This window comes from Microvirga pakistanensis (genome assembly GCF_004458765.1).
GTDB classification, from domain to species: Bacteria; Pseudomonadota; Alphaproteobacteria; order Rhizobiales; family Beijerinckiaceae; genus Microvirga; species Microvirga pakistanensis.
The window spans coordinates 77,362-93,032 of record NZ_SPJX01000652.1 but is presented as its reverse complement, the minus strand read 5'-3'; the positions used below and the strand labels follow the sequence as shown (position 1 = coordinate 93,032).

Here is a 15,671-nt window from a genome sequence, read left to right as displayed (position 1 = left end):
GTTTTCACGCCAGTGAAAACAGCTCTAGTCCTCACCGGCCAGCGGAGCAAACAAGCCGCTGAACAGCGCCAGAGTATAATGCGGAAGCGCTCTGGCCTGCCCTCTTTCGGAAACCCACCACTCCAATTCGATAACTGCATTCAGCATGCTGTGGAGAACGCGCGCGCCGATGATCGCATCGCGAACAGGCATCGAACCATCGGCCTGCGCATCGCTGATTTGCCAGGCGAAACGCTCCACAAGTCGATCACCCGCATGACGGATCGTCGGGCGGATGCTCTCCGGGAGACTGTTATATGCCGAAATCCGCAGCATCGGCCCAGCCTCCGACAATTGCCATCCCAGCAAAGCTCCGACCGTGGTCGCTAGCCTTTCCGCACCGTTTCCGGAAGACTCGAATCCCAGATCCTGCGCTTGGCGCAGAACGGCGAATGTCCGCTCGAAACAGGCGGTCACAAGGTCGTCCTTGGCATCGATATGGTGATAGAATGAACCTTTGGTGAGATTAAGCTCTCCTGCAATCCTCTCGACGGACGTGCCGCGATAGCCATGCTGGTTGATCAGACGCGTTGCGGCACGCAGATAGGCAACCCGCATCGGATCGGCGTCCGGGTCGGGGTCCGGCAAAGACAGCATGATTTGGGGCGCCACTCCTCCCAGGCCGCTTTTCAGAATGAGCGCCAGCCGCGCCGCCACTCTGGCGTGGTCGCGCGCCTCGCATTGCGCGACGAACCACTCTTGCGCTGCGTGGAGAATCGACAGCAGCAGATGCGTACGCGCATTGCGCGCCACGGGATCGCCACCTATCGAGGTGCCGTTGAATATGCCGCGCAGAACACGGAAAAGGCGGTAGTATTCGGGAAAGACCTCGTTGCTTTGCGGCGGTGTTAGCGCGCGAATGTCATTGAACACCATCACCGGGGTGGCTTTCCCGGTCACGCCATCAGCAAGCCTGGCAAACCATGCGGCAAGCAGCCGCTCGAGCCGCAGAGCCGGATCGTCGACGGCCACAGCTTGGCCGATGATATCGACCAGTTCTGCGAGCGACTGGATCATGCAGGCCGCGGCCAGATCCTCCTTGCGCCGATAGTAATAGGCGACGCCATTCGTCACCATGCCGACGCTGGCGGCGATACCGCCCAAGGTCGCGCCGTTCAAACCCGATCGGTTAAAGTGTCGGATCGCAGCGTCGATGATCTCGGCCCGACGGCGCTCTGACTTTCTCGTAATCGCGATGTTCATTGCGCGATATTATCAGATGTCGCATGGCTCGGGAAGGAAGTCAGTCTTGAGCTTGGTGCAGCTGGTGCATGACCGGGAAATACTTGTCTTTCAGCCCAGCCGCCTCGGCACGGTCGAAGATGCGATCCAGAAGCTGGGCCCCCTCGGCCTTGACGCCGAAATCCGAGGCGAGTTGGAGCGCATAGCTATTGTCCTTGCGCGCATAGCTGGTTGAGAATGCACGCAGTGGGAAGTTCCCTGTCAGAAGGGCCTTCATTCCATGATTGCGCAGTGCGAAACTGTCCGCGGACCCCTTTGACAGCACGTCGAAGAGAACCTCACCGGGAACACCGGCTTCACGCGCGATCGCCAAGGCCTCGGACAAGGCGTTGACCGTCTGGAACAGGACCATATTGTTGAGGATCTTGACCACCTGACCGGCGCCGACGCTTCCACAATGCGATACATCGGTGCCCATGCATTCCAGGATCGGCCGCACGCGCGTCAGGTCCTCGTCCGCACCGCCAACCATGATGCTGAGGGTGCCGGTTTCAGCCGCCTCCCGCGTGCGAGCAATGGGCGCGTCGAGCCAAGCCGCGCCGCGTTGCTTCACCTGCTCGGCGAAACTGCGCGTCTGCGCTACAGGGCTGGTCGAGGTATCAATGACCACCGAGCCCGCTCTCAGATTCGGCAGCATTTGCGATAGCACCTGCTCAACGGCCTCCCCGTTCGGCAGGGACATCAAGATGACGTCGCACTGAGCGGCTATCTCGGCGATAGCCGCAACTTGCGCACCGAGGCCAACGAATGGGGCCGCTGCCTCGGGGCGCGGATCGTGAACGAAGAAACTCGCACGAGGCGCACGCCTGATCAGGTTGCGGCACATTCCGCTCCCCATGACCCCCAGCCCGATGAAGCCGATGCAGCCAGTAATGGCTCCGGTATCGGGATTAGCGACGGTAGAAGTTTGTGTCATTGGAATGCCCGCTGTCATTCGGTTGCCAGGAGGATGCTCTTGGTCTGCTGATAGAGTCGCATGCCAGCCAGGCCTTTCTCACGACCGAGACCGCTGTCCTTGTAGCCACCGAACGGTGCGGCGATGCTCAGCTTCTTGTAGGTGTTGATCCAGACCGTTCCTGCTGCGATTGCCCGCGCCACTTTGAGACCGCGCCGATAGTCGGCGGTCCAGATACCGCAAGCCAATCCGAAAGCTGTTCCGTTGGCCTGATCGATCAGGTCCGCTTCGTCGTCGAACGGCAGTACGCACAGAACCGGTCCGAAGATCTCCTCCTGACAGACCCTGGAGCGGTTCGACAAGCCCGTCAGAATGGTTGGCAGATAGAAAGCGCCTGCGGCGAGCGCCGGATCGGTCGGGCGTGATCCGCCGACAAGGACAGTCGCACCTTCCTCGCGTGCCAGCGTAACATATTGCTCGACCCTGGCACGATGCTGATGCGACGATAGCGATCCGAAGTCCACATTCGGGTCGGTCGGAAGGCCCACGCGCAGCTTTTCGGTCATTTCAGTCAAGCGCTCCAGCACCTCCTCCATTCGGCTGCGATGAACGAAGAGGCGCGATCCCGCGATGCAAGACTGGCCAAGGCCTTCGAAGATGCCGTCGATAATCCCTTCGCACGCTGTGGGAATATCGGCATCCTCGAACAAGATGTGAGGAGATTTCCCGCCGAGTTCGAGCGCCACCGGGATCAGGCGCCGGGCGCATTGCTCGCCGATGCGGCGGCCGGTTTCGGTTCCACCGGTGAAAGTCACCATCCTCACGTCAGGATGGCCGATCAGCGCAGGTCCCACCTCCGTTCCGTAGCCGGGCAGCACTGACAGCAACCCTTTCGGCAACCCCGCCTCTTCGCAAATCCGAGCAAGTTCAAGCGCCGGCAGCGTCGTCACTTCAGACGGTTTGAGCACAACGGCGTTTCCTGCTGCCAGGGCAGGCGCAACCTTCTGAGACTCCATTGTCAGCGGCGAGTTCCAAGGCGTTATCGCCGCAATCAGCCCGTAAGGCTCATGAGTGGTCAGGCCCAGCCAGTTACCGCGCGGCGGCGGCATGGTGGATTCCATCGTTTCGCAAACACCGGCGTAGTACCGAAAGACACCGGCCGCACTCGCAGCCTGAGCGCGACACTCCTTCAACGTCTTGCCGTTTTCCAGCATCTGCGCCCGGGCCATGGGCTCAGCGCCCGCGACCAGACCGTCGGCGATGCGATGCAACACGGCGGCACGCTGATGGGGCAGCATGCTCTGCCAGGAGCGCAATGCCGACGAGTGAGACACGTCGGAGCAAATCGCCTCCACTTCGGCAGAAGACGGCGTTCCGATCGCGGCATGAACCTCACCGTTTGCCGGATTGATCGTCTCAAGCACGGGACCACTGCCACGCATCCAGCGGGCTGCCGCGGGAAACTCTAAAATCAACTTAACCCTCCTTCGGCCGCCTGGACGGCGAAACGCAACCCGATCGAACGCATGCAGCGGAGGCTGCTTGCTGGGAGTTTGTTTGACGAGGCGCCTCTTATTGATTGCACTTTTCAGAACGACGTTCTAATTACAAGTCGGAAAGTTTGAATGTCAATCGTCCAAATTAGTCAGCCGGAGATTTCCAATGACAGCACCTGGGTTCGCCGACGGCCTGCCGGCATCGCAAGCGGCCATGAACGTCGGATTTGTCGGTCTTGGGCGAATGGGACTCGCTCTTGCACGAAATCTGGCGGCAAGTGGCGTACGAATGACGGTGTTGGATGCCGTTGCAGAACGAGCGGCCATGGTGCACGGTGGCAATGTCAGCAAGGCTGAGAGCCTAGGCAGCCTCGCCGCAAATTCCGACGTCATCTTTCTGATGCTGCCGGGCCCACGCGAAGTCCGCAGCGTCGCCTTGGGGTCGGATGGAATTTTCGCAGCTGCCCGGCCCGGTACCATCATCATCGATTTGTCCACTGTCGATGTCGATACGGTTGATCTGCTGGCGGAGCAGGCCGGTTTGTACGGTCTGTACTTTGGGGATGCGCCAGTCGGGCGGTTGGCCGCACATGCTGACCGTGGTGAGTCGCTGTTCATGGTCGGGGCCGAGACCCAAGTTCTTGAGCGTATCAGCCCCTTGCTTGCCGCGATGGGCACAACCATTCTTCATTGCGGACCAGCTGGGCATGGCACGCGCACCAAGCTCGTCAACAACTTCATGGTATTAAGTTATTGCCAGATCAACTCCGAAGCCCTGACACTCGCGACCGCCCTCGGACTTGAACTCGATCGCACGCTGGAGGTGCTTTTGGGGACCACGGCCAGCAATGGCCAACTGCGCGACAAATGGCGAGCCAAGGTTCTCGCCGGCGATCTCACCCCCGGCTTTGCTTTGACACTAGGTCTCAAAGACCTGACGCTCGCTTGCGACGCGGCGGCAAGCAGCCGCGTCGCTCTGCCGATGGGCAATACGGCACGCGATATATTCCGCTTGGCTGCATCGGCCGGTTATGGCGACAGCGACACCTCATCGCTCACCGACTTTTGGGCCAAGGCGAACAATCTGCAGCCGCTACGTTGCCAGACGGACAAGTCGACCTGAGGCGGGCTCACCGGGAAAACCCGGGGCCAGCTGCAGGCAGCTTCGCATCTCAGGTGCGGACAAGCACCCTATATTGCCCAGCAGGCGAAACGAGGTTGTCGGCGATGGCCATGTCCGACAACTCTTTCGCTGCGTCGAGCAGCAAGGTCCGCATCCTAAGGATGGCTTCTTGGGTAAAGCGCTCCTTTGGTCCGGACAGGGAAATTGCCCCCAGGACTCGGCCGCTGATCGTAAAAACTGGCGAAGCGATCGCCCAGCAGGAAGGGTCGATCTCACCATAGGAAAATGCGATCCGGCTTTGACGAACATCTTCGAATTCTGGATCTGAGAGATTGTCGCTAAATGCGCGGATCACTTTGCTCGCCGCTCCCAGCGTAAGGGGACGCACGTCACCCACGCTCACCCTGTCGAGGGTTGGGTGGTTGCTGTCGATCCGTGCAATGCAGACACGATTATGGCCTTCCCTGATATGGAATGAGGCGCTTTCAGTGCCCTGATCGACAAGACCTTGCAGTACGGCGTTGAGAGCCGTGTCGAGCCGGAATTGTTTCCTATACTTCACGCCCAACCGAAACACGCCGGGACCCAACGTGTAGAGACCTTCTTCTGTGCGACGGATGTATCCGAAGCCTTCGAACGACAGCAACAAGCGCAGGATCGTGCTTTTGTAGAGGCCGGTTTCGATAGCTATGTGGCTTAATGTGACGGGCTCATCCTTAGTTTCAAAGACTTTAAGCACCGTCAGCGCACGCTCCAAGCTTGCAACCTTTAGCGCTGTGTCCGTCGTATCCTGTGCCTTAGGCGCGCGTTTCAATACTTGCTATCCCTTCTAAAATTAGAATGGCATTGTATTATGGTGAACGCGCTCCGCAAAGCTCATTCTTGGCCCTGATCGGCATATGCAGTTGTGAATCGCGGAGTTTGTCATATGGGCGCCGTGAGGTTGATGGGCGAGTGATCACGGAGAGGGATAGAGGAGGAATGAAAGTCGCCCTTTATCTCGGTGACGCCTGTCACCGTTCCCGGTGGAAAGAATCGGCTCTGCCGTGTGGTTGTACCGTATGAGCTCAAGCCCGTGGATACCCGTAGAGGCGAGCAGCACCAGCCGGACTTTCTGGCCATCAATCCGAATGGCAAGGTGCCTGTGATCATCGATCAGGACACCGGCGCAAAGGTCTTCGACTCGAACGCGATCCTGCTCTATCTTGCGGAGAGGACCGGACAGTTCCTGCCCGACAGCACACCGGTTGCGCGGGGTGAGCTTCTCTCGTGGCTGATGTTCATTGCAACGGGCGTCGGCCCATTCTCAGGCCAAGCCGTGCATTTCAAGCACTTTGCTCCTGAACCCAAGGACTATGCCGTCAATCGTTATCTGTACGAAGCGAAACGGCATTACGGCATCATTGATGCGCGTCTATCCAAGCAGCGCTACATGGTGGAGAGACTTACACCATCGTTGACATGGCCCTGTGGGGATGGACGCGTATGGTGCCGTTCATCCTAGGCGAGAACGCGTGGGGGGACTTCCCGAACCTCAAGCGTTTCTTCGATGAAATCAGCGCTCGCCCGGCCGCTCAGGCCGCTTCCGCGCTGAAGGAGAAGCACAGCTTCAAAACTGAGATGGACGACGAAGCACGCCAACATATGTTCCGGCATTTGGCTGCCCCGGCCAAGTGAACTCTCACGCATCCCTCCGTCCAGCATGCAAAATGGTCACCGGGCGGAGGCAAAAGCCGCGGAGAAATTTCGATGTCCAGGGGAGTTCCTCGTCGGACGCTGGAGGTGCGGCACCAGATCTGGTGAACGACCCAGGTGCGAAACGACTGAGGCGCCCGTCTGGCGTTACGTCCCGCAGAATGTCCGATAGACGCGCTGATGTGGTTCCGGTGGTTCGGAATAGTGGGCGAAGGCTGGCTGGTCCTCATAGGGACGCGAGAGGACCATCAGAAGCTCCTCGAACGGAGCAAAGTCGCCCTGCTCCACCGCAGCTTGTATCATCGCCTCCACGCGATGATTGCGCGGGATAAAGGCTGGATTAACCGCGCGCATGGCAGCTTGGCGCCTGACACCACCTTGCGGTTCAAGGCTCAACCGCTCGCGCCAGCGGGTGGCCCAAGCATCATAAGCAAGTGGATTGATGAAGAGGTTTCGGACGGCCTCGTCTCCCTCAAGACCAGCGGCAGCATCGCTCAGCCGCCGGAAGGTCAGGGTGAAGTCAGCCTGGTTCTCGGCCATGGCCTTCAGGAGATCACCTGCAAGCGTCGGGTCCTCCTCGCGCGCTGTCAGCAGCCCGAGCTTGCGCCTGAGCCCCGCGTGATAGGCCGCCTCGAACTTGCCCGCGAAAGCTTCGAGCGCCTCGTTCGCTTCCGCGACAGCTTTCTCCTGGTCCTCGGACAGGAGCGGCAGAAGCGCCTCGGCCAGCCGGGCCAAATTCCAGAGACCGATGCGGGGTTGGTTGCCATAGGCATAGCGGCCCTGCCGGTCGATCGAGCTGAAGACTGTCGCCGGATCGTAGGAATCCATGAAGGCGCACGGGCCGTAGTCAATCGTCTCCCCAGCGATGGACATGTTGTCGGTGTTCATGACCCCGTGGATGAAGCCGATGTGCAGCCAGCGGGCAATGAGGTCTGCCTGGGCGGCGATCACCTGGTCGAGGAACGCGCGGTAGGGTTGGTCGCTCTCGGCAGCCTGTGGGTAGTGCCGGGCAATGACATAGTCCGCCAGGAGACGTAGCCCCTCCAAGTCCTGCCGGGCTGCAAAGAACTGAAATGTGCCGACCCGGATATGGCCCGAGGCAACCCGCGTGAGAACTGCTCCGGGAAGGAGCGTCTCGCGAGCCACCGTCTCGCCGGTCAACACTGCCGCAAGCGCACGCGTCGTCGGCAGCCCAAGCGCGGCCATTGCCTCGCTGAGGAGATACTCACGCAGGACAGGCCCCAACGCTGCCCGCCCATCGCCGCGGCGCGAGAACGGCGTCGGACCTGAACCCTTGAGCTGAATGTCCCGGCGGATGCCGTTTCGATCAACCACTTCACCGAGGAGAATGGCGCGGCCGTCACCGAGCTGCGGCACAAAGTTCCCGAACTGATGACCCGCATACGCCATGGCGATGGGCTCCGCCGCATCCGGAACGCGGTTGCCGGACAAAAGCTCAACGCCTTCAGGAGTGGAGAGGCGATCAGGATCGAGGCCGAGGTGTAAGGCGAGATCCCGGTTCAGCCGGATGAGCCTTGGAGCCGTGACGGCTTCCGGTTCTACGCGCGCATAGAATCGATCAGGCAGGCGCGCGTAGGTGTTGTCGAAGGGAAAATGAACTGTCATGGTCCGGGCTCACCATCGGGACCACGTGACATCGTATTGGGAGCCTCAGAAAACAAGAGTCAGACGATGATTCTGGATAGGGTTCAGGGTGCTCCCACTGCAATCTTGTATAACTGATGTGCCTGCATGTATCGGGACAGACCACCCACTCCACGGTTTTACTCCCTCCCGCATACCTTGTGCATTAACGATCTAGCGACCCGCCCCCTCTAGTCTGCCCCGCCGGGCCCCACGCGTGGGCCTGTCCTGTTGGCGGGCGGAAGGTATGGGAATGCGGGGCCAGGCTGACCTTTTCTTAGATTACGACGCACCGCCGGGTCCGATCGAGACGAGTCCCGTCGGCGAGATTGTCATCAAAGCGAAGCCTCGCAGTGAGATCTTTAAGGCTCCAAACTACGAGACCGCCGCCCGGATGCTGGAGGCCACAGGCGACTATCGGGTTCTGCGTCGATTGACACCACGCCCGATCGTCGTGTCCCGCACCCCTCACCAGGGCGAGAAGATCGCCGTCATCCTCGACACCGAGACCACCGGGCTCGATCATACAAGGGACGAGGTCATCGAACTCGGCATGATTGCCTTCACCTATGATGAGGAAGGCCGAATCGGTGATGTGATCGGGACGTTCAATGCCCTGCGTGAGCCGAGCGTACCTATTAGTCCTGAGATCACTCGCCTGACCGGGATCACGCCTGACATGGTCGCCGGCCAAGCGCTCGATCTTGAGGCCGTGGAGAAGTTCATCGCCCCGGCGGAGTTGATCATCGCGCACAACGCTCGCTTTGACCGCCCCTTCTGTGAGCGCTTATCTAAGGGCTTCGACGTCAAGGCGTGGGCCTGCTCCCATTCCGAGATCGCCTGGAGCGGGTTCGGCTTTGAAGGATCGAAGCTGGGCTATCTCCTGACGCAGTGTGGCTGGTTCCACCAAGGGCACCGCGCAGTCGAGGACTGCCATGCCTTGCTTGAGGTGTTGGCCTCTCCCTTGCCGTTGGGGGCTGGTCTCCCTTTCAAGCACCTGCTTGCCTCGGCCCGGAAGTCGCTCATGCGCATCTGGGCCGAGAGCAGCCCGTTCGACATGAAGGACGTGCTGAAGGCGCGGGGCTATCGCTGGAATGACGGGACCAACGGACGCCCAAAATCGTGGTGGGTGGAGGTTGATGAGGAGGCCGGCGAGGCGGAGCTCACGTTTCTTCGGCGCGAGGTGTACCGGCGTGAGGTCGAGCCTTACACCCAGAAGGTTACTGCCTTCGAGAGGTTCCGGTCGGCACGCTAAGCGACCCCTGCTAGATCTCTACACAGTCGGCCTCGCCTAAGTCTTTCAGGCTTGAAAACTTGACCATCCGCGGCCATCTCATCGCCCGCCGGAGCAACAAGGTTTATCTCACGCCATGACGACTTCTGACACCATGCCCACCCCTGAGAGCCACACCTTCGAAGCCGATGTCGCCAAGCTGCTGCACCTGATGGTGCACTCGGTGTACTCCGACAAGGACGTCTTCCTGCGCGAGCTGATTTCGAATGCGGCCGATGCCTGCGAGAAGCTGCGCTACGAGGCGATTGCCCACCCTGCCCTGCTCGGCGATGATTCCAAGGCCCGGATCACGCTGATAACTGATGCCGACAACCGCCGCCTGACGGTCGAGGACAATGGCATCGGCATGAGCCGGGACGAGATGATCGAGGCGCTCGGCACCATCGCCCGCTCGGGCACCAAGGCCTTTATGGACAGGATCCAGGCCGCTCAGGGCGGCGAAGGAGCCCAGCTGATCGGGCAGTTCGGCGTCGGCTTCTACTCGGCCTTCATGGTGGCCGAACGAGTCGACGTCGTCTCACGCCGCGCTGGCAGCGACGAGGCCGCGATCTGGTCGTCCGACGGCAAGGGCTCCTATACGGTTGCGCCGATCGCATTGGATGAGGCCCCCGCCCGCGGCACCCGGGTCATCCTCCACCTGATGGAGGACGCAACATCCTACACGGAGCGTTACCGGCTCGAGCGCATTGTCAAGGAGCAGTCGGGCCATGTTCCGGTGCCGATCGCGATCGTCGGGAAGCCCGGAGCGGAGCCGCAGGAGATCGCCGACGGCGCTGCCCTCTGGGTGAAGCCGCGCTCCGAGATCACACCTGAGGACTACACCGATTTCTACCGCAGCGTGGCCGGCCAGTTCGACGAGCCGGCCCTGACGGTGCATTTCCGGGCCGAGGGGCGCCACGAATACACGGCGCTGGCCTTCGTGCCGGGCTCCACGCCGTTCGACCTGTTCGATCCCGACCGCCATGGGCGCATGAAGCTCTATGTGAAGCGGGTCTTCATCACCGACGAGGCCGAGCTCCTGCCGCGTTACCTGCGCTTCGTACGAGGGCTCGTCGACTCGGCCGACCTGCCGCTCAACGTCTCGCGCGAGATGATCCAGGAGAGCCCGCTTCTCGCCGCGATCAAGAAGGGCGTGACCAGCCGGATCTTGAGCGAGCTTGAGAAGCTCGCGCAGAACGATGCGGAGGTTTACACCAAGGTGTGGGAGACCTTCGGTCCGGTGCTGAAGGAAGGGCTCTACGAGGATTTCGAGCGGCGCTCGACATTGCTGGGCCTGGCCCGGTTCAAAACAACTGCGTCCGGTGGCGGCTGGCGCTCGCTCAAGGATTATGTCGGCGCCCTCAAGGAGAACCAGACCGCTATCTACTACGTGACCGGGACGGATCTCGCCCGGCTCGAGGCCTCGCCGCAGCTCGAAGGCTTCCGGGCGCGCGGCATCGAGGTGGTGCTGCTACCCGATGCGGTCGACAGTTTCTGGGTCACGGCCGGTGTCGATTACGAGGGCAAGCCGTTCAAGTCGGTCACCCAGGGCGCCGCAGACCTGGCGCAGATCCCGCTGACCGAGGCCAAGGAGAACGCGGGTGCACCGGCACCAGAAGCGGTGACGCAGTTCATCCAATCCGTGAAGGCGACCCTCGGGGAGGCCGTCTCCGATGTGCGCGCCTCCGAGCGGCTGACCGAGAGTGCCGTCTGCCTTGTAGCATCCGAGACCGGCATGGACCGCCAACTCGAGCGGCTTCTCGCCCGCGCGGGCCAGCTGACATCCGCAGCCAAGCCCGTGCTGGAGATCAACCCGCACCATGACCTCATTGTCGCCCTAGCAAATCTAGGAGATGCCGAACAAACGCTCCGTGATGACGCGGCCCATCTCCTGCTCGACGAGGCAAAAATCCTGGATGGTGAGCTGCCGACCGATGCGAAAGCATTTTCGCAACGGCTCGCACGGGTCATGCAGCGGTGCGTTCCCAACGGGTAGACTGGAGCGATTATACGCGAGTGCGCGGTTTGCAGTCGCCGCGCCTCGCTGGGCCTAGTGCCACCTGTGTGTACGACCCGGCAGCTCAGTGCCAATAACGCCGCCCTGACCCGTTCTTCCCGAAGGGTTACGAGCGAATGTGGCTGCCTGGAGAGGACTCGAACCTCCACGGCTTTCACCACTGGTACCTGAAACCAGCGCGTCTACCAATTCCGCCACCTGGGCATGCCTGTTCGGCGAGGCTTCGTTCACGGTGCTTCTCGCCTTTAATCAACGATCTCCTTCAAAGCTCAAGCTGATCCACCCCCCGATGTGTGAGAGTTCTGTGTAGTGGTCAACTGGTGTTGGCATGAGCCCAGCTATGGGAAGGTCGAGGATCTACCTAGACCAAAGGATTTGAGCGTGACCTACTGACCTCAATGGAGGCTCAAGCACGGCCAACCTCAAAGTCGCGCTGGCCACCGTCCTAATATCCATGATCGGCAGCGCCCATAAACGGGAAGATGGGGACAGCTCCCTCTTACCCGAAGTAGGGCCGATAATTTTCAAGTGAGCATCGACAGTAATCGCTCGTCCAGCACACTTGTTTCTATGGCAACTTGAGATCAGCGCAGAGTCTAAGTTTAGCGACCTATGTCGCAGCTAGAATCTAGCTCAGATTATCATCCACCAGACACCCGCATTCACACTGCATCTCGACTGGGTGAGCCCACCGGATTGACTCGCTCCGACTCGCCTTTTCAGTGGAAATCATAACCAAGATTAACCGATTCTTACAGTGCGACTCCACACGTAACACCGAATCGGTCCATCTCTCAGATGTTGCAAGGAAGTGGAGTTCACAGCGTCTATTAGCCCGAGTCGCCAGAACCGTCAGTGCTTCCGCGAGGTCCATGACAATGGGTCTCCGGGAGCTTGCCTTGTTGGCTCTCAGGATGAGATCGGCACCTCGTGCGAGGGCTCAGCTGACCTGATCTGGCTGCGATCAACCATCCCCATGCAACACATATCGAACCGGAGAAGACAGACGTGAACTAAGGCTAGGCAAAGCAAAAGGCCCACGAAGCGGGAACTTCGAGGGCCTTTGGAGTCACCGAGGGATCGGCGACAGGAATGTTTTGAGCGACTTCCTTATGCCATCCCGACAATCCGCGTGTCAATAGCATCGGCTTCGGTGAACGCTCCCGCTTTGCCCTCACATTGGAGGGAAGCGATGCAACTCGCATCGTCTGGAGGCCGGCGGCTGAGACACGCTGCTTTGGCCGCGAGAAAACTCGTGCCCGGTATTGAGCACGTTGTGACCAGGAAGGAACTCTCGGCGGCTGCGCGAGAGGCCGAGAAGGCACTGAAACTAAGCGCGACCCAGCGTCTGGTCCTGGGGCAGCTTGTGGCGTGCTGGGGTGAGCAGGTTGTGGGGAGGCTCCTAGTCTGGCCTTCCAATCAGCGTCTGATGGCAACGACTGGGCTGTCGGAACGAGCCATCCGCAATGCCATTCGTAAGCTGATTGATCTGCAACTGGTGGTCCCGAAGGATTCACCGAATGGAAAGCGCTATGCCGTCCGTAACGCAGCAGGGGCTGTCATCGATGCCTTCGGTTTCGATCTTTCGCCACTCTTTGCCCGTCGCGGGGAGTGGACGGCTGTCCTTGCTGCCGAGAAGCAACGTAGGGAACTTCTGAAACGCGCTTTCGATGAGGTCACGATCTGTCGCCGCGCCACCGAAGAGGCTTTAACCGCGCTCGCGCAGCAGTACCCAACGGTTGACTGCACCGCCCTGGAAAGCCGCCTCAACTTGCTACGCGTCCGTACGCCGAAACGCTCTGGGGCGGATCTTCCATCCGGCCTCATCGAGGCATGGACTGAACTCAGAAACGCCGCCGAGAACACATTCTATCAAGCAGGCTGTGACGGCACCACGTGCCGACAGATAGAAGCAGAGAATGAACTTCCTGAGGAGACTTGTGACAAGCGTGGTGCTCACGCTGAACCGGCCTCTCCGCACAAACTTCCTTCGCAGTTGCTGCTTCCGGCCTTGATCGTTGAAGCCTGTCCCGTCGTTACGGCTTGGCCTCATCTGATCCGAGACGTGGGGGATGTCGTCACAGCGGGACGCTTCCTGCGGGCCTCACTAGGGGCACATCCGAGCGCTTGGAAAGAGGCTGCCGAGGACATCGGGGCCATTCATGCGGCGGTTGCAGTGATCTATGTCCTACAGCTCTATGACGAGGATGTCTCAAGCGGCAGAAACAGCATCCGAAATCCTGGCGGGTACTTCCGATCTGTCGTTCGGCTGATCAAGGAAGGCCGGCTTGATCTTGAGTCTGCTCTCCTTGCCCTACGGAGGCGTAAGATGGCTTGAGAGTGATTGTTTTCGGAGAGTCGCTTTCATTGAGAGCTTCAATGGCCGGCTGCGGGACGAATGCCTCAACGAGACCCTGTTCACCTCGTTGCGGCACGCCCGGCAGGTTCTTGAGGCCTGGCGAAGGGATTACAACACCATCCGACCCCACTCAGCCTTGAAAGGAATGACCCCTACCGACTTTGCCAAGCACACAACCAGAAGACTGCAATCGGAAGGAGCGACCCTTCCCGTTGCTATGACCGCCAACAACGGGCATCAGTCAACCAGCGGACTCCAGCTCTGAGCGGAGGAAACTCAGGGCTCACGTCAGTGGGGATTTTGTAATCCTAGTAGAAGGGAAATCAGTCGGCCCGCCCGGAAACGCATAAGGGGCAGCCTCAGCCACCCCGTTGGTTATCTAGTGGAAGAAGAATCCTTCAGGGGCACTCAGAGGCGTTCTCGGTCCAATCGAAGATCCAGCCGTCCACGCTCTCAAGAGGCTCCCCTTCGCCCCATCGACGAACCATCTAGTCCTATGAGACGTTCTCGTTATGTTCTCATAGAGATTTGATGGTGCCCACCAGAATCCGAAAGCTCACCACTGAACAAGTTCTCGAAGCTCGCTTGCGTTACGCGTCAGGCGAGCGGGATTGGAGGAAACTCTCTCGGGACTATGGGGTCAGCCGAGGGGTGATCAAATGCGCCGTCTTGGGAGAGACCTTCAAGGAACTTCCAAGGCCTCCCAAGAGAGCGCTGAGCGACAGACCGTTCCCTTATGGCTAGGTGGCCTCGCAATCCTCGAAGGGCCTATGATGAGAACGGAAGGGAGATCCCACCGGTAACAGTCAGGCGATCTATCGCTCAGGGGTTCAGAACAGTGACGGCCTATTGCGAAGCCCATGGCTGCTTTCATGAGGCAGAAGTGCCATTGGAAGGCTGGTCCTTGGGTATGCCTGTTCCTGACATGGCACTGAAGCTCCGATGCTCAAAGTGTGGCGGTAGGGCGATCCGAGTGATGATCAATGTCAAAGAGCTTTACTCCAGGACTCCAGGTACAGGCCCTCCGAGGAGGCAGATGTCACTGACAGGAGTTCATGGTCGTCTGGGGGCAAGTACCTGCCGAGGTTAAATCGCTGCCAGTGACATGAGGGAGCGGCTGCAAAGGGGCATCTAGGAAGAATGGGGGGTCATCAGAAGCCAAGGTGGAATCATTTGAGCCGGTGAGCGTTACTCCAGAAGATTGGCACCTGTGGGAGGGGCGCTATGGACGGTCAGAAAGAGGATGAACTCCGAACCATCGTTCTGTCTGTGGCAACCGCCAGCGGCTTGAGTGTTCTCGGGGTGCTGACCGCCATCACCTTATCGATGGTCTGAAGCCTCTCGCATTCGCTCAACGGGTTTTTCTCGTCTGCCATTATGTGAGCAGGAGAAGACCTCGGTGCCAGTTGTCGGCCCCTCTCAAGGTTACGAACAGATTTCCAAGAAGGCGCAGCAGGAGTATCCTTAGGGGTCTGGAGAGTGGCCATGGACGTGCTTGGACCAGCTTCCACCATCGTGTGGGATACCCTCAAGCTCTCAGCCGAGCCCTTATGGAGCCGAAGCGATATTCTGGTTGTCGCTCAGGTCATGGTGAGGGAGAGGGGGCGCACAGGTGCTGACCAGTATCGCGTCAATTTTGAGATGAACAGGCATCACGGCTTGGTGTCTCAGGACACGGAAGTTCTAAGCGCAGATCAGGACGGGAATGGATCCCGGTGGAGATATTCGGGACGGCGTGATGTTGTTGAGGCGGTCAAGAAGCGCTTTCTCACGACACAGCTCTATTCGCATGTGGCTGGCCAACTCGGCTGGGTTTCCAGCCCATAGAGGCAGGTGACCCAAGCGCCCCTAGATCCGTGAGTTATCACGCCAGTTCTTCCGGAACATT

The 15,671-nt window shown here is 59.8% G+C and carries 9 protein-coding genes, 1 tRNA gene and 2 pseudogenes; 6 read left to right on the top strand and 6 right to left on the bottom strand.

Features of this window, described 5'->3' with window-relative positions:
* Positions 1–24: 24 nt before the first annotated feature.
* Genes E4K09_RS25205 through E4K09_RS25195 form a run of 3 tightly spaced genes read right to left on the bottom strand, consistent with a single transcriptional unit; the run spans position 25 to position 3,618 of the window.
* Positions 25–1,242 carry a TetR/AcrR family transcriptional regulator gene (locus E4K09_RS25205; RefSeq protein WP_134500384.1) on the bottom strand — a complete coding sequence of 406 codons (1,218 nt, stop codon included), beginning with the start codon at positions 1,240–1,242 and terminating at the stop codon, positions 25–27.
* Positions 1,243–1,282: 40 nt separating this feature from the next.
* A complete protein-coding gene (locus E4K09_RS25200; protein WP_244610678.1) occupies positions 1,283–2,215 on the bottom strand; it encodes an NAD(P)-dependent oxidoreductase in 933 nt (310 codons plus the stop codon).
* Positions 2,212–3,618, bottom strand: a complete 1,407-nt coding sequence (locus tag E4K09_RS25195; RefSeq protein ID WP_134500535.1) for an aldehyde dehydrogenase — start codon at positions 3,616–3,618, stop codon at positions 2,212–2,214. The genes E4K09_RS25200 and E4K09_RS25195 overlap by 4 nt, the downstream gene beginning before the upstream one ends.
* A gap of 220 nt (positions 3,619–3,838) precedes the next feature.
* Here E4K09_RS25195 and E4K09_RS25190 point away from each other — a divergent pair, with 220 nt between their 5' ends.
* Entirely contained in the window at positions 3,839–4,795 is a 957-nt protein-coding gene (locus E4K09_RS25190; protein WP_204985792.1) for an NAD(P)-dependent oxidoreductase, read from the top strand.
* Between the two features lie 49 nt (positions 4,796–4,844).
* On the opposite strand, the gene E4K09_RS25185 is transcribed toward E4K09_RS25190, so the two are convergent.
* Positions 4,845–5,552, bottom strand: a complete 708-nt coding sequence (locus E4K09_RS25185) for an IclR family transcriptional regulator (protein WP_166802514.1) — start codon at positions 5,550–5,552, stop codon at positions 4,845–4,847.
* Between the two features lie 240 nt (positions 5,553–5,792).
* Between E4K09_RS25185 and E4K09_RS25180 the strand changes: the two are divergent.
* Positions 5,793–6,472, top strand: a pseudogene (locus E4K09_RS25180) (glutathione S-transferase family protein).
* A gap of 165 nt (positions 6,473–6,637) precedes the next feature.
* On the opposite strand, the gene E4K09_RS25175 reads toward E4K09_RS25180, so the two are convergent.
* Entirely contained in the window at positions 6,638–8,116 is a 1,479-nt protein-coding gene (locus E4K09_RS25175; protein WP_134500382.1) for a protein adenylyltransferase SelO, read from the bottom strand.
* A 271-nt stretch (positions 8,117–8,387) separates the two neighbouring features.
* Here E4K09_RS25175 and E4K09_RS25170 point away from each other — a divergent pair, with 271 nt between their 5' ends.
* Entirely contained in the window at positions 8,388–9,389 is a 1,002-nt protein-coding gene (locus E4K09_RS25170) for a 3'-5' exonuclease (RefSeq protein ID WP_134500381.1), read from the top strand.
* Positions 9,390–9,504: 115 nt separating this feature from the next.
* Positions 9,505–11,403 carry a molecular chaperone HtpG gene (gene htpG, locus E4K09_RS25165; RefSeq protein ID WP_134500380.1) on the top strand — a complete coding sequence of 633 codons (1,899 nt, stop codon included), beginning with the start codon at positions 9,505–9,507 and terminating at the stop codon, positions 11,401–11,403.
* A gap of 140 nt (positions 11,404–11,543) precedes the next feature.
* Here htpG and E4K09_RS25160 read toward each other — a convergent pair.
* Positions 11,544–11,629, bottom strand: a tRNA-Leu gene (locus E4K09_RS25160).
* Positions 11,630–12,616: 987 nt separating this feature from the next.
* Between E4K09_RS25160 and repC the strand changes: the two genes are divergently transcribed.
* On the top strand, positions 12,617–13,762 hold the full coding sequence (gene repC, locus E4K09_RS25155; RefSeq protein WP_134500379.1) for a plasmid replication protein RepC: 1,146 nt from the start codon (positions 12,617–12,619) through the stop codon (positions 13,760–13,762).
* 22 nt (positions 13,763–13,784) lie between these two features.
* Positions 13,785–14,048, top strand: a pseudogene (locus tag E4K09_RS29910) (integrase core domain-containing protein); the annotation flags it as partial.
* Positions 14,049–15,671: the final 1,623 nt, after the last annotated feature.

Coding starts and splice junctions, on each gene's coding strand:
- E4K09_RS25205 (WP_134500384.1), bottom strand. CDS start 1,242: ATGAACATCGCGATTACGAGAAAGTCAGAGCGCCGTCGGGCCGAGATC.
- E4K09_RS25190 (WP_204985792.1), top strand. CDS start 3,839: ATGACAGCACCTGGGTTCGCCGACGGCCTGCCGGCATCGCAAGCGGCC.
- E4K09_RS25195 (WP_134500535.1), bottom strand. CDS start 3,618: ATGCGTGGCAGTGGTCCCGTGCTTGAGACGATCAATCCGGCAAACGGT.
- E4K09_RS25200 (WP_244610678.1), bottom strand. CDS start 2,215: ATGACAGCGGGCATTCCAATGACACAAACTTCTACCGTCGCTAATCCC.
- htpG (WP_134500380.1), top strand. CDS start 9,505: ATGACGACTTCTGACACCATGCCCACCCCTGAGAGCCACACCTTCGAA.
- E4K09_RS25170 (WP_134500381.1), top strand. CDS start 8,388: ATGCGGGGCCAGGCTGACCTTTTCTTAGATTACGACGCACCGCCGGGT.
- repC (WP_134500379.1), top strand. CDS start 12,617: ATGCAACTCGCATCGTCTGGAGGCCGGCGGCTGAGACACGCTGCTTTG.
- E4K09_RS25175 (WP_134500382.1), bottom strand. CDS start 8,116: ATGACAGTTCATTTTCCCTTCGACAACACCTACGCGCGCCTGCCTGAT.